Origin of the sequence: Iamia sp. (assembly GCF_035575815.1) — a bacterium.
Classification (GTDB): domain Bacteria; phylum Actinomycetota; class Acidimicrobiia; order Acidimicrobiales; family Iamiaceae; genus Iamia.
Genome location: NZ_DATLXO010000055.1, coordinates 1 through 19,930 on the forward strand (window position 1 = coordinate 1; position 19,930 = coordinate 19,930).

Genomic DNA, 19,930 nt, shown 5'->3' on the forward strand with positions numbered 1-19,930 from the left:
CGGTGACCTTGCCCCTCACCCCGATGAACACGGGGACCACGGCACCGGGCTCGACCTCGATGCGCAGGGTGGCGTGCGACAGCGTGACGCTGAGGGTGCGGTCGCGGTGCACCAGGTCGAACGCCAGGCTGGCCACCGACGGCGGCAGGTGCGGGTCGAACCAGACCTCGTCGCCCCGGAGCTGGAGGCCGCTGTAGCAGCGTTGGAGCAGGTCGAGGCTGCCGGCCATGGCGCCGAGGTGGATGCCCTCGGGCGTGGTGCCGCCCTGGGTGTCGTCGATGTCGGCGGCGAGGGCCTCGCGGAAGAGCTCCCACGACTTGGCCGGGTCGACGCGGGCGGTGACCCAGGCGTAGACGATGCGGCTCAGCGTCGAGCCGTGAGCGGTGCGGTCGATGTAGTACTCGACGGTCCGGTCGAGGAGGCTGGCGTCGCACCCATGGCCCATGGTCCCGAGCTGGTCGCACAGCTCGTCGGGGGTCATCAGGTAGAAGAGCATCAACACGTCGGCCTGCTTGGCCAGCTTGTAGTGGTTGGTGGAGTCGCCCTCGGCCTCGAGGATCAGGTCGAGGCGCCCGATGTTGCCGTAGCGGGCCCGGTAGTCCTCCCAGTCGATCTCGGCGAGCTCGTCCCACCCGGCGAACTGGCTGATGATCCCGTCGTGGAAGGGGACGTGCAGCAGGTGCGCCACCTCCTCCCAGTGGTCGGCCTCGTCCTCGGTGACCCCGAGCCGCTCCCAGAGCTGGACCTCGGCCTGGTGCCCGTTGAAGCCGCGCAGGACCTCGAGCACCCGCTGCAGCAGCCAGCTGACGAGGACGTTGGTGTAGGCGTTGTCGTCGATGCCCCCACCTATGCCGCCCGGGTAGCCGTCGTGGTACTCGTCGGGGCCCATGACGCCCCGGATGTGGAAGCGCCCGTCGTCGCCCCGGGCGGCGAGACCGGTCCAGAACCGGGCCTGTTCGACGAGCAGCTCGGTGCCGTGCTCCAGCATGAAGCGGTAGTCGCCGCTGGCCTGGTGGTACTGCCACACGTTCCACACCACGGCGAGACCGACGTGGTGCTGGCGCCGGGAGTTGTCGGGCATCCAGCGGCCCGATCGCGGGTTCCAGAGCTGGTTGGGCGTCTGCTCGGAGCCGTCGCTGCCCGACTGCCACGGGAAGCGGGCCCCCAGCTGTGCCAGCGCGCGAGCCTGGCGCCGGGCGGCGGGGAGGCGCCGGGCGCGGTAGCGCAGGAGGGCCCGGGTGATGTCGGGGAAGCGGAAGTTGAGGAACGGGAAGACGAACAGCTCGTCCCAGAAGATGTGGCCCCGGTAGCCCTCGCCGTGCAGGCCGCGGGCGGCGAGGCTGGCGTCGACGTCCTTGACGTGCGGGGAGGCGGTCTGCAGCACGTGGAAGGCGTGCAGCCGCACCGCGGCGATGACCTCCTCGTCCCCGGTGTCGTCGGTGACGTCGATCTCGCAACGCTCCCAGAGGTGCTTCCACGCCAGCTCGTGCATGAAGAGGAGGGTGTCGAAGGTGCCGACGCCGACGAGCGCCTGGCGGGCCGATTCCAGGGGGCGGCCGACCGCCGCGTCGCGGCTGGTGAAGATGGCCACGACCTTCTCGACGGTGACCGGGCGGCCCTCGACCGCATCGCAGGACAGCACCCGACTGACCAGCTCAGGGGTGTGCGAGGACTCGAAGCGCACCCGCACCGGGCCGTCGGTGTGCATGTGGGTGCGGGCGGCCAGCGCGGTGCGCACGTGGGACCACGACGTGTCGACCTCGAGCCAGTCGACGCCGCCGTCGCTCCAACCGATGTCGACCGCCGTTAGGTGGTCGTTGGCCAGCAGGCGGTCCTCGACCACGTTGGTGTTGGCGACCCGCCCGTCGAGGGCAGAGCACACCTCGAGGCGGCCGGACCAGTTCTCGGGCGTGATGACCTGCTCGATGGCGGCGATGTGCGGGTCGTCCATCGACACGATGCGACGCTCGTCGACGGCGGTGATGCGACCCTCCTCGTCGCGCACCCGCAGGCGGCGCCGCAGGGTGCCGCGGTGCAGGTCGAGGGTCTGGCGCAGCTCGAGCACCTCGCCGACGCCGGGAGCGAACCACGGCGGCGGCCGCCCCTCCGCCGCGGTCGCCGGCGCCCCCCGGTGGGTGAGCGGCAGCCAGTTCGGGAGGTTCACCAGGCTCTCGTGGTCGATGCGGGTGCCGGCCAGCTCGGTGGTGAGGCGGTTGTAGGTGCCGGCCACGTAGGTGCCGGGGTAGTGGGTGCCGTCGGAGACCGCCTCGGGCGCTGCGCCGCGGGTGCCCATGTAACCGTTGCCGAGGGTGCAGAGCGCCTCGCGCCGGCCCTCGACGTCGGGGTGCACACCGATGTAGGTGAACTCCCAACCGGTGCGCGAGATCAGTCCCGGGTCGTTGGTCGTCGCGTTTCCGCCGCCCACTATTGGTCGTCCGCTGCGAGGGGCCCGATCTGCATCGGAGCATCGTCGCGCGTCAGCGGCTTCCTCCCAACGCCTTCGGATGAGTGGTGGGTCATCCAGGGTCGAGACTCGGCGCCGCGACTCCGGACAGGCCCATCCCGGCGCAAGAACCGGCTGCGATCCATCCCGCGCTCCTCGTCCCACCGCGCCACCACCGGGCGCCAGACCTCGGGCCTTGCGACATAGCGCCGTTCTTGCGCCCGATCACGCCCGCCGCGGTCCGATCCCGGCGCAAGAACCACTCCCGTCGGCCAGCCCGGCCTAGCTGTGCTCGCCGGCGAGGCCGGGCGACCGATCCGCTTCTTGTGCCCGATGACGCCCCCGGGTGCCGGGTCAATGCAGGGGGTTGTGCCAGCGCACCTCGGGGAAGCGGGCGAAGTCGCTGTCCGCCGAGGCCACCGTGAGGCCGTGCTCGAGGGCGAGGGCGGCAAGCTGGGCGTCGGTGACCAGGTTGCCCGTGGCACCGGTGCTGCGGAGGAGGCGGCCAAGGATCGGCGCGTGACCCTGTCCCGGGTTCGGCGTCCAGACGTTGTCGAGGGCCAGCCACCCCTCGACCGTGGACCACGCCTGGTCGATCGAGATCGGGTTGGCGAGGATGCGCGGGTGGGTGACGACCCGGACGAAGGCGCCGAGGCTGATCCACGGCAGCGCCACCCGGTTCTCGCCGTTGAGCGCGTCGGAGAACCACGAGCGGGCCGCGTCGCGACGGGGGCTCCGGAGATCGACGGCGTAGACGAGGAGGTTGGCGTCAACCAGCACTCGACCGGGCGTCCTCCGCATCGCACTGGTCGAGCATGTCCAGCACGTCACCGATGTTGGTGATGTCGACCTTGATCCCGAGGTCGAACGTCGGCAGCTCGTAGCGAGAGCGCGCCTTCGTCTGGCGCAGACCGGCCCGGACCAAGTCGTTCACGGCCTGGCTGCGCCCCACGTGGTTGCCGCGCATGCGCTCGTCCACCGCGGCGGCGACATCGTCGGCCAGGGTGATCGTCGTCCTCATGACCGTCACTGTAGCATCATGATGCTGACCTGGTCACATACAGATGCGGGCCCGGCTGCGCCATCAAGGCCGGTGGTCGGAGGCGAGGAGGCGGTACCAGGCGCTGTCCCGGTGACGGCCTTGGACGATGAGGTGGCGGTCGAGGACGCCCTCGAACGTGAAGCCCAACCGCTCGGCGGCTCTGCGGGACCGCAGGTTCAGGGCGTGGCACTTCCACTCGATGCGTTGGTAGCCGAGCCCGAAGAGAGCGTCGATCACCGAGCCGACGGCTTCGGCGTTCACACCCGTGCCCTGGACGGCGGGGCAGTACCAGATGTTGCCGACCTCGACCTTCAGGTCGGCCGGGACGTTGGCCAGAAGGCTCACAGAGCCCAGCAGCTCGTTCGTCGCCCGGTCGACCGCGGTCAGGACCCGGGCGTCGGGCAGCGCCGCGATGTGCCCGTGCAGGAGGCGGAGGTCGTCGGGCCCGACGAAGGGACCTGAACGCATGAACCGCCAGATCAGCTCGTCGGCGTCGTAGGCCTCGATGCGGCCGCCCAGCCGGGTGGCCGGCTCGCCGTTGGAGATGGCGTGGAGCTCCGATGCGTCGGCCTCGACGTAGGGCCGGAGTACCAGGCGCTCGGTCCGGATCTCGCCCAGGTCCGGCGTGACCGACAGCTCCCGGCGCCGGGCGAGCACCTCGTCCGACAGGCGGGGCGGGAGGCCGGGGATCTCGATCACGGGATCAGTCCAGCCGGTCGGCGGCCGGGGCGCCCACCGTTTGGCGCGCGCCGTCAGGTGACGGCGACCTCGGTCAGGTCGGCGACCACGACGTGGGCGCCAGCGGCGAGGAGGTCGGCGGGGTCGTCGTGGCGGGCGACGCCGATGACGAGGCCGAAGCCCCCGGCGCGTCCGGCGGCAACCCCGGAGGTCGCGTCCTCGACCACCACCGAGCGCGCGGGGTCGACGCCGAGGCGGCGGGCGGCCTCGACGAAGGTGGCCGGGTCGGGCTTGCCGGCCAGGCCCATGTCCTCGATGTCGAGGCCGTCGACCGCCGCGTCGAAGCGGTCAGCCAGGCCGGCGGTGGCCAGCACCTCGGCCCGGTTGCGGCTGGCTGACACCACGGCGGTGGGCACCCCGGCGGCTCGCACCGCGTCGAGCACGGTGATGCTGGTCGGGAAGGTGGCCACGCCCACCGAGGCCAGGGCCTGGTGGAAGTGGTCGTTCTTGCGGTTGGCCAGGGCCCACGCCGACGCCGTGCCGGGCGGGTCGCTGATCTGGCCGCGGGGGAGGGCGACGCCCCGGTCGACGAGGGTGGCCTCGACCCCGTCGATGCGGGCCCGGCCGTCGACCAGGCGCCGGTAGTCCTCGGTGGAGAACGGCGCGTGCTGGCGGTCGGGGGCAAGCACCGGGAGGGCGACGTCGAAGAGCTGCGCCCACGCCTGCTGGTGCACCGATGCGGTGTCGGTCAGCACGCCGTCCATGTCGAACAGCACCGCCGCCACCGTCGCCGTGTCGATCACCGCACCGCCGGCCTGCTCGCTGTCGCTCACCCTCGCCAACCTAGAGGGCGGTCGATCGGTGGCGTGCGGGAGACCTCAGCTCCGGTCGGCGGCTTCGTCGATGGCCTGGGCCAAGGTGTTCCACGACAGGGTGGCGCACTTGATGCGGACGGGGAACTTCACCACGCCCTGGAGGGCCTCGAGGTCGCCCAGCTTCACGTCGGGGGCTTCGATGATCTCGCCGTCGGGGTCGCCGTCGCCGTTACCCTCCGGGGTGCCTCCGAGGCTCGTCTCGTGGATCGACATCATCGACTTGAACGCCCGGGTGAGGTCGTCGACCTCGGCCCGCGTCCGGCCCTTGACCGCGGCCGACATCATCGATGCCGAGGACTGGCTGATCGAGCAGCCCTGCCCGGCGATCTTGATGTCGGTGACGGTGTCGCCGTCGAGGGTGACGAAGACGATGATCTCGTCGCCACAGAGGGGGTTGAACCCCTCGGTCTTGGTCGCCGGGGGCACGTCCAGCTCACCCCGGTTCCGAGGCGAGCGGTAGTGGTCGAGGATGATCTCCCGGTAGAGGTCTTCGAGTCCGGGCATGGGTGTCTCCGACGAGGCGAGGTAGAGAGGAAGGATCAGGAAGCGAAGAAGTCTGCCGCGTGGGCCAGGGCATCGGCCAGAGCGTCGACGTCGTCGGTGTCGTTGTAGACGTAGAGCGAGGCCCGAGCGGTGGCCCCGCAACCCAGCACCTTCATGAGCGGCTTGGCGCAGTGGTGGCCGGGGCGGACGCACACGGCGTGCTCGTCCATGACCTGGGCCAGGTCATGGGGGTGGACCTCGTCGACGGCGAGCGAGAGGACGCCGCCGCGCTGGGCGGGCTCGGGCGGGCCGTGGATGGTGAGGCGGTCGCCCATCCGCTCGGTGAGGGCGCGGAAGGCATACGCCGTGAGGCTCACCTCGTGGGCCCGCACCGCGTCCATGCCCAAGGCATCGAGGTAGTCGACCGCGGCGTGCAGGCCGATGGCCTCGATGATCGGCGGGGTGCCCGCTTCGAACTTGGCCGGGAAGGCGTCGGGGGTGAAGCCGCCCTGGTCGACGGTGAGGATCATCCCGCCGCCGCCCAGGAACGGGGGCATGGCGTCAAGCAGCTCGGACCGGCCCCACAGCACCCCGATGCCGGTGGGCCCCACCATCTTGTGGCCGCTGAAGGCGGCGAAGTCGGCGCCCATGGCAACCACGTCGGCGGGCACGTGGGGCACGAACTGGCAGGCGTCCACGGTGACGAGGGCGCCGGCGGCGTGGGCGGCATCGGCGATCTCACGGACCGGGGTGAGGGTGCCGAGCACGTTCGACATGGCGGTGAGGGCGACCATCTTGGCCCCGTCGAGGAGCCGATCGAGCTCGCTCAGGTCGAGGTGACCGTCGGGGGTCACGGGGATCCAGCGGATCTCGAAGCCCTTCTCGGCCTGGAGCTGGAACCACGGCACGATGTTGGAGTGGTGCTCCATCTGGGTGAGCACCACCGCGTCGCCGGGCCCGAGGTGGGTCCGGCCCCACGACTGGGCCACCAGGTTCAAGCCCTCGGTAGCGTTCTTGGTGAAGACGACCTCATCCGCGCTCGGCGCGCCGATGAAGCGGGCGACCGCGCCGCGGGCGGCCTCGTAGCGGCCGGTGGCCCGCTCGGCCAAGGCGTAGACGCCGCGGTGGATGTTGGCGTAGTCGGTCTCGGCGAAGGCGGACATGGCCTCCATCACCGCCTGGGGACGCTGGGACGACGAGGCCGAGTCGAGGTACACCAGGCGCTGGCCGCCGATCTCCTTGTCGAGGATCGGGAAGTCACGCCGGATGGCGGCCACGTCGAGCACCTCGCCGGCGACCGACGCAAGGGGAGCGACCGACGGCTGGGCGGCGGCGGTGGGGAGGTCGGTGGTCGTGAGGCCGGTGGGCAGCTCGGTGGGCAGGTCGGTCATGCCGGGGCCATCCACTCGGCGTAGCCCTCGGCCTCCAGCTTCCGGGCCAGCTCCGGCCCACCGGTGCGGGCGACGCGCCCGTCGACCAGCAGGTGGACGGTGTCGGGGTTCAGCTCGTCGAGCAGCCGCTGGTAGTGGGTGATGACGAGGATGCCGAGCTCGGGGCGGTCCTGGCGGACCTCGCGGACACCCGACGCGACGGTGCGCAGGGCGTCGATGTCGAGGCCCGAGTCGGTCTCGTCGAGCACCGCCAGCTCGGGCTCGAGGATCGCCATCTGCAGCACCTCGTTGCGCTTCTTCTCCCCGCCGGAGAAGCCGTCGTTCAGGTGGCGGTCGGCGAAGGCGGGGTCGATGCCCAGGCGCTCCATCCACTCCATGATCGAGAGGCGCAGCTCGAGCATCGAGAGGTCGATGCCCTTGCGGGCCGAGAGGGCCTGGCGCAGGAAGTTCAGCACCGAGACGCCGGGGATGGTCTGGGGGTACTGGAAGGCGAGGAACATGCCCGCCGCGCCCCGCATGTCGGCCCCCCACTCGGCGATGTCGTCGCCGAGGAACTTCACGGTGCCGCCGGTGACCGAGTACTCGGGGCTGCCGAGCAGGACGCTGGCGAGGGTCGACTTCCCCGAGCCGTTGGGCCCCATCACGGCGTGGACCTCACCGGGGCCGACGGTGAGGCTGACGCCGGTCAAGATGTCGTCGCCCCCGCCCGCCGGCGCAGCGTGGAGGTCGGTGATCTGAAGGACGGGAGTGGCCCCATCGGCGGCAACATCAGCCATGACCCCAGGGTAGGAGGTGGCGCCACATTCGCACTACCCGCGTAGGGGAAATGGCTCCCGGGCCGGGCTCTGGGCCGGTCAGGCCGTATCGCGCAGGTCCTCCTTCCAGGCTCGGAACCGATCGTGACGGGTGCCCGAGGGGCCCACCCCATCGGCGGTGCCGTCGGGGTGCAGCCGGAGCGTGAACGCGGTCTCCAGGTCCTCGGCGAGGCCCGCCCAGCACCGGGCGTCGCCCCTCGAGGGCGGACCGGCGCGCCACAGCAGCCACGGCCCGATGCGTCGGATGTAGCGGGCGACGGGCGCGTCGGCGAGGTCGTCGCCCAAGGCCAGCAGCGATGCGGGTGCCTCGACCCAGGCGGTGGCCGGGATGGAACGGTCCCGCAGGGGCGTGGCCGGCAGGTCCTCGGTGTGGACCGGGGTGTGGTCGAGCGGCCGCAGGGGCGAGGGCAGGGCATCGGCCATGCCCGCATGTTCGCGGATCGATGCCGACTGCGTCACCAGCCCCGATCCGCCCACTCCTGGAGGTGCGGCCGCTCGGCGCCGATGGTGGTGCGGTCGCCGTGTCCGGGCAGCACGACGGTGTCGTCGGGGAGGGGGAAGAGGCGCTCGTCGAGCGACCGCATGATGGTCCCGAAGTGCCCGCCGTTCTTGGTGTTGCCGGGGCCGCCGGGGAACAGCGTGTCGCCGCTGAAGAGCAGCGGGGTGCCCTCGACGGTGAAGCACACCGAGCCCGGCGTGTGGCCCGGGGTGTGGATGGCGTGGAGGAGCAGGCGCCCGACCTCGATCACGTCGCCGTCCGCGATGGTCGAGTCGTAGCTGGGGAGCATGTCGGCATCCGCGGCGGTGACGGCCACGTCGTAGCCGGCGTCGCGCAGCTCGGGCACGGCCTGGATGTGGTCCCAGTGGCCGTGGGTCTCGAGCACTCGGCGCACCCCCAAGGTCCGGCACAGCTCGAGCAGGCGTTCGTGCTCGTTGGCCGCATCGACCAGCACGGCGTCGCCGGTCTCGGTGCAGCGGGCCACGTAGACGTTGTTCTCGAACGGTCCCACCACCACGTTGTGCACCTCGATGCCGGTGGCGGACCAGATGAGCGTGGCGGCGGGGTCGGTCGCAGTGGTCATGGCCCCAGTGTGCCAACGATCGTCGCCCGCCGTCGGCCGACCCGCCCTCCTTCCTGAACCGGTAGGTGGATCGGGGGGCCCGACCCCCAGATCGCAGACCAGTTCGGCGGGTTGCCTGACCCCGGCGGACTCGACCCCCTTCTGACCCGGTCGGAGGGTTCGGTAGGTTCGGCCGGCGATGGCCACCACGGACTGGAACCCGGTGCTGAGGACCGAGCTGGGCCAGCCCTACTTCGCCGGCCTGCGAGCCTTCGTCGACGAGGAGCGGCGCCACCACCAGGTGTTCCCTCCCTCGGACGACGTCTTCGCGGCCCTGCACCTCACCCCGTTCGCCGCGGTCAAGGTGCTGATCCTGGGCCAGGACCCCTACCACGGTCCCGGCCAGGCCCACGGCTTGTGCTTCTCGGTGCGCCCCGGCATCGACGTCCCGCCCTCGCTGCGCAACATCCACGCCGAGATGGAGTCCGACCTCGGTGTGCCCCAGCCCGACCACGGCAACCTCGAGGCCTGGGCCCGTCAGGGCGTGCTGCTGCTCAACGCCACGCTCACGGTGCGGGCGCATGAGGCCGCGTCGCATCAACGTCGAGGCTGGGAGACCTTCACCGATGAGGTGATCCGCGCCGTGGCCGCCAAGACCGAGCGGGTCGTGTTCATCCTCTGGGGCTCCTCGGCCCGCCGGAAGAAGGCCCTGGTCGACACGTCGCGCCACGTCGTGATCGAATCGCCCCACCCCTCGCCGCTCTCGGCCCACCGCGGCTTCCTGGGCAGCCGGCCTTTCAGCCGGGCCAACGCCGCCCTCGTCGCCGCCGGGCGCGATCCGGTCGACTGGCGCATCCCATCCCTCCATGAGCGCCCCTGATCGGGTCCCGACAGGCGTGCGTCGTCCCCCGACGGCCCGTCGGATGGCGATTCGCTGTCGATTCGCTGGCGGACCGGTCGATTCGCTGATGCGCTCGGAATGGCGCGTTCCGACCCTTTGACGAGCGTCCTGCGTGACCGGGGCCCCGCGTGACCCCGCGTCGTCCTCGGTGGCCCGTCGGAGGGCGATTCGCTGTCGATTCGCTGGCGGACGACCTCGGGCGAGAGGGGACGACGGTCGGGCGGAACCGGGGGGCGGGCCGGGTCGCCGGTGACGCGCCGGTCAGGTGTCGGTGGGCGGGTCCGACGGGTCGTCGGGGTCGAGCACCAGCGAGGCCGAGTTCATGCAGTAGCGCTCGCCGCTCGGCTCCGGGCCATCGGGGAAGACGTGGCCGAGGTGGGCGCCGCAGCGGGCGCACCGGGCCTCGGTGCGGCGCATGAAGAGCTTGCGGTCCTCGACGAGGGTCACCTTGGAGGGGTCGATGGCCTCCCAGAACGACGGCCACCCGGTGCCCGATTCGTACTTCACGTCGGAGCGGAAGAGCGGCTCCTCGCACACCACGCAGCGGTAGGTGCCGGGGTCCTTGGCGTCCCAGTACTCACCGGAGAAGGCCCGCTCGGTGCCCTCGTTCTGGGTGACGTCGTACTGGATCGGCGTCAGCCGAGCCTTCAGCTCCTCGGGCGTGGGGAGGGGGCCGGAGCCGGGGCCCCCGGAGGTGGTGGCGTCGGTCATGGCTCCAGCGTGCCGGGTCCCGGGCCGAACCGCCACCACCGGGCGCCGATCGTCACCAGCGGTTGGGGTGAGCCGCGCCCGCCGGATACACCGGATGGGATGACGGCCGGTCAGGGATGGGGCCCGGCCCGGGATCGACCCTACGATCGGCGCCATGTCGGACTACGCCGCACCTCTCGATGACATCCGCTTCACGCTCGTCGACTTCCTCGACCTCGACGGGCTGACGAAGCTCGCCCCCTACGGCGAGGCCGACGCCGAGAGCGTCATGGGCGTGCTCGAGGAGTTCGGCCGGCTCATGGCCGAGGTGTGGGCGCCCACCAACGCCGTGGGCGACACCGACGGCTCGCACCTCGAAGCCGGCCAGGTCGTCACGCCGGAGGGGTTCAAAGCGGCGTACCAGGCGTACGCCGATGCCGGGTGGGGCGCGGTGGCCTTCGAGCCGGAATACGGCGGCGGCGGCTTTCCGTGGGTCGTCGGCATCGCCCAGCAGGAGATGCTCAACAGCGCCAACATGGCCCTCGCCATGGCCCCGCTGCTCACCCACGGGGCCATCGACGCCCTGGTGCACCACGGCAGCGAGGAGCAGCGCGAGGTCTACCTCAAGAAGATGGTCGCCGGTGAGTGGACGGGGTCGATGAACCTCACCGAGCCCGACGCCGGCTCCGATGTCGGCGCGCTGCGCACCAGGGCCGTCCGCCAGGACGACGGCAGCTACCGGATCACCGGCGCCAAGATCTACATCACCTTCGGCGACCACGACCTCACCGACAACATCGTGCACCTCGTGCTGGCCCGCACCCCCGACGCGCCGGCGGGGACCAAGGGCATCTCGTGCTTCATCGTCCCCAAGTTCCTCGTGAGCGACGACGGCACCCTCGGGGCGCGCAACGACGTCAAGGTCATCTCCCTCGAGCACAAGATGGGCATCCGGGCCAGCCCCACCTGCGCCCTGTCCTTCGGCGACGAGGGCGAGGGCGCCGTCGGCCACCTCATCGGCGAAGAGAACGCCGGCATGCGCTACATGTTCACCATGATGAACAACGCCCGCCTCGGTGTCGGCGTGGAGGGCCTGGGCCTGGCCGAGCGCAGCTACCAGCAGGCCCTGGCCTACGCCAAGGACCGCAAGCAGGGCTTCGCCCCCGGCGCAGCGCGGGGCGAGAAGTCCCTCATCGTCGAGCACCCCGACGTGCGTCGGAGCCTGCTCACCATGAGGTCGCTCACCGAGGCCATGCGGGCCCTGTGCTTCACCGCCGCCGTGCAGATCGACCGGGCCCAGCACGCGGACGTAGAGACCGACCGCACCGCGGCCCAGGAGATGCTTGACCTGCTCATCCCGCTGGCCAAGAGCTGGTGCACCGACGAGGCCGAGCGGGTCACCTCCATCGGCATCCAGGTCCACGGCGGCATGGGCTACATCGAGGAGACCGGCGCCGCCCAGCACTACCGCGACGCCAAGATCACCCAGATCTACGAGGGCACCAACGGGATCCAAGCCATGGACCTCGTCGGACGCAAGATGCCGATGCGCGGCGGCGCCGTCTTCGCCGACCAGATCGCCCGCATGCGGGCCACGGTCGGGGAGCTCGACGATGCCGGCGACGAGCTCGTCGCCATCCGCGACGAGCTGGCCCGGGCCGTCGACGCGGCCGAGGCCGCCGGCCAGTGGCTGATGACCGAGGGCCAGGCCGACCCGGTGGTCGCCCTCTCGGTGGCGACGCCGTTCCAGCGCCTCCTGTCCCTGACCGTGGCGGGCTGGCTCATGGCCCGCCAGGCCCTGCTCGCCTCCCAACGACTGGCCGCCGGCGACGGCGACGCCGACTTCCTCGCCCAGAAGGTGGTCACCGCGCGGTTCTTCGCCCGCAACGTGCTGCCCGAGGTCCACGGCCTCGTCGGCCCCGCCACCTCGGGCTCCGACGACCTCCTCGCCGCGAACTTCTAGCCGCTCGGGTCGGACGGCAGGGTCCCACCGCCGGGCCGGCTCGGCGCCGTGATGCGCGTGATGCGATAGATTGCGCATCATGCGCACGACAGTGTCGATCGACGATCACCTGCTGGCCCGAGCCAAGGCCCGAGCGGGCGCTCGGGGCGTCACGCTGGGCACCATCGTCGAGGAGTCGCTGCGTCTCGCTCTGGCCGCGGACCGTGACGAGACGGCCGGCCCTCCGGTCCCGGTGTTCGTCGATGACGCCGGTCTGGCCCCTGGGGTGGAGGCCTCCACCCGGGGGTTGATCGCAGCTCTCGACGACGGCCTGTCGATGGAGAGGCTCCGGTGATCCTCCTCGACGTCAACGTCGTGGTGGCGGCCTTCCGCACATCACATCCCGACCACGATGTCGTCAGGCCGTGGTTCGACGCCCTGCTCGCCGCGCCCGAGCCCTTCACCGTCCCCGACGTGGTCTGGTCGTCGTTCGTGAGGATCGTGACCAACCGCCGGATCTTCTCCGTGCCGTCGCCGGCCGCCGGCGCCTTCGACTTCGTTCGCGCCGTTCGCGACCAGCCTCGCCACGTCGCCATCGCCCCCGGCGAGCGCCACCTCGAGGTGTTCGAACAGCTGTGCGTGGATGATCAGGCTGTCGGTGACCTCGTCCCGGACGCCTACATCGCCTCCCTGGCCCTGGAGCAAGGCGCATCGGTGGCCACGCTCGACCGGGACTTCGGTCGGTTCACCGGCCTGTCGATCGTCGCCCCGCCGACCTGAGTCGCTTCTGGGGAGAGAATTCGGCCTGGAGCGTGAACCCTGCCCCCAGAACGGCCGGCCGCTCGTGCCCTACCGGGTCGGGGTGAAGGTCACCGGCAGGTGCTTGATCCCGTTGATGAAGTTCGAGCGCAGGCGCTGGGGCGGGCCGTCGGGCTCGAGGTCGGGCAGGCGGGCGAGCAGCTCGCGCATCATCACCCCGACCTCGCGGCGCGCCAGGTGGGCGCCGAGGCAGAAGTGGGGGCCGGGACCACCGAAGCCGAGGTGGTCGTTGGGTGAGCGGCGCACGTCGAAGCGGAACGGATCGTCGAAGACCGCCTCGTCGCGGTTCGCCGAGCGGTACCAGAGCACCACCTTGTCGCCCTCGGAGAGCTCCCGGTCACCGAGGCGCACCCCGTCCTCGGTGACGGTGCGGCGGAAGTGGGTGACCGGCGTGGCCCAGCGCACGACCTCCTCGACCGCGGTGGGCGTGACCCCGTCGAGGTCGTCGGCCCAGATGCGGCGCTGGTCGGGGTTCTCCGCCAGCGCCACCACCCCGTGGGCGATGGCGTTGCGGGTGGTCTCGTTGCCCGCCACCACGAGCAGGATGAAGAACGAGCCCAGCTCCTCGGGGGTGAGCACCTCACCGTCGAGCTCGGCGGTCACCAGGGCCGAGACCAGGTCGTCGCCCGGGTTGCGCTGACGCTCGGTGCCCAGCTCGCTGACCAGGTCGGCCAGCTCCTGGCCGGCGATGAGCGCCGCGGTCATGATGCCGTCGACGGTCTGGTCCGGGACGTACTCGGCGTCGCCCAGGCCGAGGATGACGTTGGTGCGGTCGAAGACCAACCGCTCCTCGGAGCGGGGGATCCCCATCAGGTCGAGGATGATCCGCAGCGGCAGGAGGGCCGCCACCTCGGTGACGAGGTCGCAGGACCCCGTGGCCGCGATGTCGTCGACGATCTCAGCGGCCACGCCCTCGACGTCGCCCTGCAGCATCCCGAGCTGGCGCGGGGTGAAGCCGCGCGAGACGATGCGTCGCATCCGGGCGTGGCGGGGGTCGTCCATGTTGATCATCGAGCCGAAGAACTCGTTGAACGCCGGTGGCATGTCACCGATGTTCGTCCCCCTCCCCGAGCAGTAGAGGCCGGGGTGGCGACTCGCCTCGACGACATCCGCGTGGCGGGTGAGGGCGACGTAGCCCGGCCCCCGGGGCAGCAGCTCCACCTCGGCCTCGGCGAAGAACCGCATGGGGTCCTCGGCCCGCAACGTGGCGAAGGCGCTGTCGATCTCGGCGAGGGGGCGGGTCCAGAAGTCGAGGTCCGAGAGGGCGATCTCGTCGAGGGACACGGTGGCAGGTGTCATCGTCCCAACCTACGCAGCCAGGGCTGCGGTTGCTTGACCCGCTGGTCAAGAACGACCCGTCGGTGTCGAGCCGCCCGGTGAGCGTCGGCCGGTCAACCGCCGACGGCGCCACCCGTCCCGTCGGCGACGAGGGGTCGGGCGAGCCACTCCCGGGTGGCGGGGAACGCACTGGTCCCGTCGGCATGGGGACGGACGGCCAGGACCTGGTGCACGGAGATGCGGTGGGCCTCGAAGGCCACCGCGGAGCCCGCCATGTAGAGCCGCCAGGTGCGGGCCCGCCCGGGCCCGACGAGGCGCTGAGCGCGGGCCCAGTCGCCCTGCAGGTTGGCCACCCAGGCCCGGAGGGTGCGGGCGTAGTGCTCCCGGAGGGACTCGAGGTCGCGGACCTCGAGCCCGGCTCCCTGCAGGGCGGAGACGACCTGGCCCACCTCGTGCAGGGCGGAGTCGGGGAACACGTAGCGACCGATGAAGCTGCGGGCGTGGATCCCGGCGTCGGCGTGGGGGTCCGGGCGGGAGATGGCGTGGTTCAGCAGGCGGCCGCCCGGGACGAGCAGCGCGGCCATCGCCGCCGCGTAGGTGTCGGCCTCGGCCGCGCCGACGTGCTCGAACATCCCGACGCTGGCCACCGCGTCGAAGGGCGGGTCGGTGACGTCGCGGTAGTCCTGCAGCCGGATCTCGACGCGGTCCTCGAGACCGGCCTCGGCGACCCGGGCCCGGGCCCCGTCGGCCTGCTCGGGAGACAGGGTGATCCCCACGGCGTCGACGCCATGGTGGCGGGCGGCGTGGATGACGAAGGATCCCCAGCCACAGCCGACGTCGAGCACACGCATGCCCTCGGCGAGGCCCAGCTTGCGGCACACCAGCTCGTGCTTGGCCCGCTGCGCCGTCTCCAGGTCGTCGACACCGTCGCCCCAGTAGGCGCACGAGTAGGTGAGCGCCGGACCCAGGACGAGGTCGTAGAAGTCGTTGCCGACGTCGTAGTGGTGGCGGACCGCCGAGGCGTCGCGACGACGGCTGTGGCGTCTTCCCCGACGGCGTTGCTCCTCCTCCGGAGCGGGGAGGGGCCGCCCCAGCGCGCCGAGACGCCGCAGGATGCCGACCACTGCGCCGATGTCGGTGAGCGACGGTCCGACCCGCACGTGATCACCCGCGGCGCCGAGCCGGTGGCGCAGGTCGAGCAGGGCGAAGATGTCACCGTCGATGTCGATGTCGCCGGCCACGTAGGCCCGGGCCATGCCCAGCTCGCCAGGGGCGAAGAGCATGCGCCGCAGGGCGTCGGGGGAGCGGACGACGATCGTCAGGTGGCCGGTCTCGGCTGCGGCGTCATCGATCAGTGCCTCGGCGCCCCGAGGTACGTCGGGGCCGGCGTGGGAGCCATCCCACGCCTCGAGGCGCACCGGCAGGGCCCCGCCGAGCAGACGACGGACGAGGGGGGCGACGGTGGTGGCGACATCGGCCATGGCCCGACCTCCTGGTTCCTGCTCCTCATGGGGCGCGATGCGTCGCTCCGCCCTGGTGAACGTGCCGGGACGCCGGGCGCATTCCCGCCGCCGCTCCCGGCCTCAGTGGCGCGAGCGCCTGGGGACGGGCCCGACATGAGCCCCACAGGGCCGGCACCGGCCCCTCAGAGGACGCGCCGCCGACCAGCGGGGGCACCTCGGCGCGCCCGGCCGGGGCGCGGACGGCGGCCGGTAGGGTCGGCGCGCATGTGCGGAGTCGCAGGAGAGATCCGGATCGACGGGGGACGACCCGACGTGGCCGGGGTCGCAGCCATGGCCGACGCCATGGCGCGCCGGGGCCCCGACGCCGCCGGGGTGTGGTCCCAGGGGCGGGTGGCCCTCGGGCACCGTCGGCTGCGCATCATCGACCTCTCCGACGCCGGAGGCCAGCCCATGGTCGACGCCGAGCTCGGGCTCAGCGTCGTGTTCAACGGGTGCATCTACAACTACACCGAGCTGCGAGCCGAGCTGATCAGCCACGGGTACCGGTTCTTCTCCCACAGCGACACCGAGGTCTTGATCAAGGGCTACCACCGCTGGGGCGACCGCGTCGTCGAGCGGCTCCAGGGCATGTTCGCCTTCGCCCTCGTCGAGCGGGACTCCGGGCGGGTGCTGCTCGGCCGCGACCGGCTCGGCATCAAGCCCTTGTACGTGGCCACCGACGTCCACCGGGTGCGCTTCGCCTCGTCGGTCCCCGCCCTGCTGGCCGGGGGCGGCATCGACACCCGCATCGACCCCGTGGCCCTCCACCACTACTTGAGCTTCCACTCCGTGGTGCCCCCGCCGCTCACGATCCTCGAGGGCGTGAAGAAGGTGCCACCGGCGTCGCTGGTGGCCTTCGAGCCCGACGGCCGTCGCACCGACACCGTCTACTGGTCGCCCGACTTCACCCGCCGCGACGATCGGGCGGGCTGGTCCGAGCGCGACTGGGAGGACGCGGTGCTCGCCGCCCTGCGCCTCGCCGTCGAGCGTCGCCTGGTGGCCGACGTGCCGGTCGGCTGCCTGCTCTCGGGCGGCGTGGACTCCAGCCTCATAGTGGGACTGCTGGCCGAGGCGGGCCAGACCGGGCTCAACACCTTCTCCATCGGCTTCGAGTCCGTCGGCGGCGTCGAGGGCGACGAGTTCCGGTGGAGCGACATCGTCGCCGAGCGCTTCGGCACCGACCACCACCAGATCCGCGTCGGCGCCGAGCGCATGCTGCCCGCGCTCGACGACGCCATCGGCGCCATGAGCGAGCCCATGGTCAGCCATGACTGCGTCGCCTTCTACCTCCTCAGCCAGGAGGTCTCCCAGCACGTCAAGGTGGTGCAGTCGGGCCAGGGGGCCGACGAGGTCTTCGCCGGCTACCACTGGTACCCGCCCATGGGAGCGCCCGAGGCGGCGTCGGTCGACGGGTCGCTCGCCGCCTACCGCGCCGCGTTCTTCGACCGTGACCCCGACGCCCTGGCCCTGCTGGCCGGCGCCGGCAGGGTCGCGGCGGGGGATCCCAGCGGGCGCTTCGTGCACGAGCACTTCGCGGCACCGGGCGCGGCCACCGGCACCGACCGGGCCCTTCGCCTCGACACGACCGTGATGCTCGTCGACGACCCGGTGAAGCGCGTCGACAACATGACCATGGCCTGGGGCCTCGAGGGCCGGGTGCCGTTCCTCGACCACGAGCTGGTCGAGCTGGCCGCCACCTGCCCGCCCGAGCGGAAGACCGCCCACGGGGGCAAGGGCGTGCTCAAGGAGGCGGCCCGCCGGGTGATCCCCTCCGAGGTCATCGACCGGCCCAAGGGGTACTTCCCGGTGCCCGCGCTCACCCACCTCGAGGGGCCCTACCTCGACATGGTGCGCGACGCGCTGGCGGCCCCGGCGGCCAAGGAGCGGGGCCTGTTCCGGCCCGCCGCGGTCGACGCCCTGCTCGCCGACCCCAACGGCCGCCTCACGCCGCTGCGGGGCAACGAGCTCTGGCAGATCGGCCTGCTCGAGCTGTGGCTGCAGCGCCACGACATCACCGGGCCGGCGGCATGAGCGCCGCCACCGGCGACCCGCCCACAGGCGTGCCGCGCACCGGCGAGCCCCGCATCGGCGAGCAGCCCGTGGTCGAGGTCGACCACGCCGTCGGCGGCGTCGGCGGTGTCGGCGGCCACGGCACCGGCCCGCCCGACGACGAGGTCCCGCTTCGCGCCCGGCGGCCGGTCGAGGACGGCTGGGACCATGCCGAGGCCATCACCACCACCTCGTGGCAGATGCCGCCCGCCCGCCTGCAGGACGCCATGGACCCCGACGTGGTGCTCGACGCCGGGTGGGGCCAGCTCGTCTTCGGCCAGACCTTCGCCGACCAGCGGGCGATGGCCGGGGTGCTGCGCCAGGAGCAGCACGGTCAGCGAGACATCTGCCTCTACCTGCGCGACCCGCACGTGTTCGTGGCCCGCCACCCGCACGAGTTCTTCATCGACCCCAGCTACACGTACCGGTTGCGCTTCGGTCTCGAGGAGATCCCCGGCCGGACGGCGCCGGGCGTGGTGGTGCGGGCCATCGATGACCCCGACGAGGCCGAGGTCATCGATCGCATCTACGTCCGCTGCGGCATGGTCCCGGCACCGATCGAGGTGATGTGGCGCAACCACGCGGAAACCGATCACGTCACCTACCTGGTCGCCACCCGCCCCGAGACCGGCGAGATCCTCGGCACCGTCACCGGCATCGACCACCAGCGCCTCTTCTCCGACCCCGAGCACGGGTCGAGCCTCTGGTGCCTTGCCGTCGACCCGGGCTGCTCGGTGCCAGGGGTCGGCGAGACGCTGGTGCGCGACCTGGCCCGGATCTTTCGCGAGCGGGGACGGGCCTACATGGACCTCTCGGTCGTGCACGACAACGACGCCGCCATCGGCCTCTACGAGAAGCTCGGCTTCGAGCGGGTGCCGGTCTTCGGCGTCAAGCGCAAGAACGCCATCAACGAGCCCCTGTTCACGCCGCTCACCGAGACCATCGAGGATCTCAACCCCTACGCCCGGATCATCGCGGATGAGGCCATCCGCAGGGGGATCCAGGTCAAGGTGCTCGACGCCGAGGCCGGTGAGCTGCGCCTCACCCACGGCGGGCGCACCGTGGTGACGCGCGAGGCGCTCTCGGAGTACACCTCGGCGGTGGCCATGAGCCGCTGCGACGACAAGCGCCTGACCCGGCGCATCGTGAGCGAGGCCGGGATCAGCGTGCCGCGCGGTCGCCTGGCGTCGTTCGACGACGGCGACCAGGCCTTCCTCGACGAGGTGGGCGACGTGGTCGTCAAGCCGGTCCGGGGCGAGCAGGGCCTCGGCATCACCGTCGGCGTCGCCAGCCCCGAGGCCCTCGCCGGAGCGCTGGCGCGCGCCCGGGAGCACTGCCCCCACGTGCTCATCGAGCAGCGGGCCCCGGGCGACGACCTGCGCCTCGTCGTCATCGACGGCTCCGTCGTCGCCGCCGCGGTCCGTCGTCCGGCCGAGGTCGTCGGCACCGGCCAGCACTCGGTCCGCGACCTCATCGCGGCCCAGAGCCGTCGGCGCGCCGCGGCGACGGGGGGCGAGTCGCACATCCCCGTCGACGAGGTCACCGAAGCGACCGTGCACGAGGGCGGCTGGGAGCTCGACCAGACCCTGCCCGAGGGCGTCCGCCTCCGGGTGCGGCGCACCGCGAACCTCCACACCGGCGGCACCATCCACGACGTCACGGCCGAGGTCCACCCGGATCTGCGCAGCGTCGCCGTCGCCGCCGCCGCCGCCATCGGCATCCCCGTCACCGGCATCGACCTGCTGGTGCCGGACCTGAGCTCCCCCGAGTACGTGTTCATCGAAGCCAACGAGCGACCCGGGCTGGCGAACCACGAGCCGCAGCCGACCGCCGCCGCGTTCGTCGACTTCCTCTTCCCGGGCAACCGCGGGCTGCCGCGGGCCTGGACCCCCCAAGGAGCCCCAACGCCATGACCGATCTCTCCTGCCCCGACGAGCCGGGCGCACCCGACGGGCCGGGCG

The 19,930-nt window shown here is 72.0% G+C and carries 19 protein-coding genes; 6 read left to right on the plus strand and 13 right to left on the minus strand.

Translation table 11 applies throughout. From position 1 onward, the window contains the following. From VNL12_RS05425 to VNL12_RS05470, 10 genes are all read right to left on the minus strand, one after another. Window positions 1-2,425: glycoside hydrolase family 65 protein (locus VNL12_RS05425; RefSeq protein ID WP_325592271.1), on the minus strand; the 2,425-nt coding region annotated here is incomplete at its 3' end. A gap of 372 nt (window positions 2,426-2,797) precedes the next feature. Continuing rightward, entirely contained in the window at window positions 2,798-3,223 is a 426-nt protein-coding gene (locus tag VNL12_RS05430) for a TA system VapC family ribonuclease toxin (protein ID WP_325592273.1), read from the minus strand. Next, entirely contained in the window at window positions 3,213-3,464 is a 252-nt protein-coding gene (locus VNL12_RS05435) for a hypothetical protein (protein ID WP_325592275.1), read from the minus strand. Before VNL12_RS05435 ends, VNL12_RS05430 begins: the two co-directional genes overlap by 11 nt. 63 nt (window positions 3,465-3,527) lie before the next feature. Further along, window positions 3,528-4,184: a GNAT family protein gene (locus VNL12_RS05440; protein WP_325592277.1), complete on the minus strand. Its 657-nt coding sequence runs from the start codon at window positions 4,182-4,184 to the stop codon at window positions 3,528-3,530. A gap of 53 nt (window positions 4,185-4,237) precedes the next feature. Continuing rightward, window positions 4,238-4,996 carry a beta-phosphoglucomutase family hydrolase gene (locus VNL12_RS05445; protein WP_325592279.1) on the minus strand — a complete coding sequence of 253 codons (759 nt, stop codon included), beginning with the start codon at window positions 4,994-4,996 and terminating at the stop codon, window positions 4,238-4,240. A gap of 45 nt (window positions 4,997-5,041) precedes the next feature. Beyond that, window positions 5,042-5,542: a Fe-S cluster assembly sulfur transfer protein SufU gene (gene sufU, locus VNL12_RS05450; RefSeq protein ID WP_325592281.1), complete on the minus strand. Its 501-nt coding sequence runs from the start codon at window positions 5,540-5,542 to the stop codon at window positions 5,042-5,044. A gap of 35 nt (window positions 5,543-5,577) precedes the next feature. Then, complete coding sequence (locus VNL12_RS05455; protein ID WP_325592283.1) at window positions 5,578-6,912, minus strand: SufS family cysteine desulfurase; 1,335 nt, start codon at window positions 6,910-6,912, stop codon at window positions 5,578-5,580. Continuing rightward, window positions 6,909-7,688, minus strand: a complete 780-nt coding sequence (sufC, locus tag VNL12_RS05460) for a Fe-S cluster assembly ATPase SufC (protein ID WP_325592285.1) — start codon at window positions 7,686-7,688, stop codon at window positions 6,909-6,911. The genes VNL12_RS05455 and sufC overlap by 4 nt, the downstream gene beginning before the upstream one ends. Window positions 7,689-7,766: 78 nt before the next feature. After that, window positions 7,767-8,150, minus strand: a complete 384-nt coding sequence (locus VNL12_RS05465; protein ID WP_325592288.1) for a hypothetical protein — start codon at window positions 8,148-8,150, stop codon at window positions 7,767-7,769. Between the two features lie 32 nt (window positions 8,151-8,182). Then, a complete protein-coding gene (locus VNL12_RS05470) occupies window positions 8,183-8,809 on the minus strand; it encodes an MBL fold metallo-hydrolase (protein ID WP_325592290.1) in 627 nt (208 codons plus the stop codon). Window positions 8,810-8,987: 178 nt separating this feature from the next. Between VNL12_RS05470 and ung the strand changes: the two genes are divergently transcribed. Further along, window positions 8,988-9,668 carry a uracil-DNA glycosylase gene (gene ung / locus VNL12_RS05475; RefSeq protein ID WP_325592292.1) on the plus strand — a complete coding sequence of 227 codons (681 nt, stop codon included), beginning with the start codon at window positions 8,988-8,990 and terminating at the stop codon, window positions 9,666-9,668. 282 nt (window positions 9,669-9,950) lie between these two features. Here ung and msrB read toward each other — a convergent pair whose 3' ends face one another. Then, window positions 9,951-10,400 carry a peptide-methionine (R)-S-oxide reductase MsrB gene (gene msrB, locus VNL12_RS05480; RefSeq protein WP_325592295.1) on the minus strand — a complete coding sequence of 150 codons (450 nt, stop codon included), beginning with the start codon at window positions 10,398-10,400 and terminating at the stop codon, window positions 9,951-9,953. Window positions 10,401-10,554: 154 nt separating this feature from the next. On the opposite strand from msrB, the gene VNL12_RS05485 reads away from it, so the two are divergent. The 3 genes from VNL12_RS05485 to VNL12_RS05495 all read left to right on the plus strand — a co-directional run bounded on the left by VNL12_RS05485 (window position 10,555) and on the right by VNL12_RS05495 (window position 13,101). Beyond that, on the plus strand, window positions 10,555-12,342 hold the full coding sequence (locus VNL12_RS05485; protein ID WP_325592296.1) for an acyl-CoA dehydrogenase: 1,788 nt from the start codon (window positions 10,555-10,557) through the stop codon (window positions 12,340-12,342). 79 nt (window positions 12,343-12,421) lie between these two features. Further along, window positions 12,422-12,676 (plus strand): hypothetical protein, encoded by a 255-nt coding sequence (locus VNL12_RS05490; protein WP_325592297.1) that lies wholly within the window; start codon window positions 12,422-12,424, stop codon window positions 12,674-12,676. Further along, a complete protein-coding gene (locus VNL12_RS05495) occupies window positions 12,673-13,101 on the plus strand; it encodes a type II toxin-antitoxin system VapC family toxin (protein ID WP_325592298.1) in 429 nt (142 codons plus the stop codon). Before VNL12_RS05490 ends, VNL12_RS05495 begins: the two co-directional genes overlap by 4 nt. A gap of 69 nt (window positions 13,102-13,170) precedes the next feature. On the opposite strand, the gene VNL12_RS05500 is transcribed toward VNL12_RS05495, so the two are convergent. Beyond that, a complete protein-coding gene (locus VNL12_RS05500) occupies window positions 13,171-14,439 on the minus strand; it encodes a cytochrome P450 (protein WP_325592300.1) in 1,269 nt (422 codons plus the stop codon). Window positions 14,440-14,531: 92 nt separating this feature from the next. Next, window positions 14,532-15,899, minus strand: coding sequence for a cyclopropane-fatty-acyl-phospholipid synthase family protein (locus VNL12_RS05505; protein ID WP_325592302.1), 1,368 nt, complete (start codon window positions 15,897-15,899; stop codon window positions 14,532-14,534). 246 nt (window positions 15,900-16,145) lie between these two features. Between VNL12_RS05505 and VNL12_RS05510 the strand changes: the two genes are divergently transcribed. Together VNL12_RS05510 and ngg are read left to right on the plus strand one after the other, a co-directional pair. Further along, window positions 16,146-17,951 (plus strand): N-acetylglutaminylglutamine amidotransferase, encoded by a 1,806-nt coding sequence (locus tag VNL12_RS05510; protein WP_325592304.1) that lies wholly within the window; start codon window positions 16,146-16,148, stop codon window positions 17,949-17,951. Between the two features lie 218 nt (window positions 17,952-18,169). Then, entirely contained in the window at window positions 18,170-19,882 is a 1,713-nt protein-coding gene (gene ngg, locus VNL12_RS05515; RefSeq protein ID WP_349257803.1) for an N-acetylglutaminylglutamine synthetase, read from the plus strand. Window positions 19,883-19,930: the final 48 nt, after the last annotated feature.

Coding starts and splice junctions, on each gene's coding strand:
- VNL12_RS05435 (WP_325592275.1), bottom strand. CDS start 3,464: ATGAGGACGACGATCACCCTGGCCGACGATGTCGCCGCCGCGGTGGAC.
- sufU (WP_325592281.1), bottom strand. CDS start 5,542: ATGCCCGGACTCGAAGACCTCTACCGGGAGATCATCCTCGACCACTAC.
- VNL12_RS05455 (WP_325592283.1), bottom strand. CDS start 6,912: ATGACCGACCTGCCCACCGAGCTGCCCACCGGCCTCACGACCACCGAC.
- sufC (WP_325592285.1), bottom strand. CDS start 7,688: ATGGCTGATGTTGCCGCCGATGGGGCCACTCCCGTCCTTCAGATCACC.
- VNL12_RS05465 (WP_325592288.1), bottom strand. CDS start 8,150: ATGGCCGATGCCCTGCCCTCGCCCCTGCGGCCGCTCGACCACACCCCG.
- VNL12_RS05470 (WP_325592290.1), bottom strand. CDS start 8,809: ATGACCACTGCGACCGACCCCGCCGCCACGCTCATCTGGTCCGCCACC.
- ung (WP_325592292.1), top strand. CDS start 8,988: ATGGCCACCACGGACTGGAACCCGGTGCTGAGGACCGAGCTGGGCCAG.
- msrB (WP_325592295.1), bottom strand. CDS start 10,400: ATGACCGACGCCACCACCTCCGGGGGCCCCGGCTCCGGCCCCCTCCCC.
- VNL12_RS05485 (WP_325592296.1), top strand. CDS start 10,555: ATGTCGGACTACGCCGCACCTCTCGATGACATCCGCTTCACGCTCGTC.
- VNL12_RS05490 (WP_325592297.1), top strand. CDS start 12,422: ATGCGCACGACAGTGTCGATCGACGATCACCTGCTGGCCCGAGCCAAG.
- VNL12_RS05500 (WP_325592300.1), bottom strand. CDS start 14,439: ATGACACCTGCCACCGTGTCCCTCGACGAGATCGCCCTCTCGGACCTC.
- VNL12_RS05505 (WP_325592302.1), bottom strand. CDS start 15,899: ATGGCCGATGTCGCCACCACCGTCGCCCCCCTCGTCCGTCGTCTGCTC.
- VNL12_RS05510 (WP_325592304.1), top strand. CDS start 16,146: ATGTGCGGAGTCGCAGGAGAGATCCGGATCGACGGGGGACGACCCGAC.
- ngg (WP_349257803.1), top strand. CDS start 18,170: ATGCCGCCCGCCCGCCTGCAGGACGCCATGGACCCCGACGTGGTGCTC.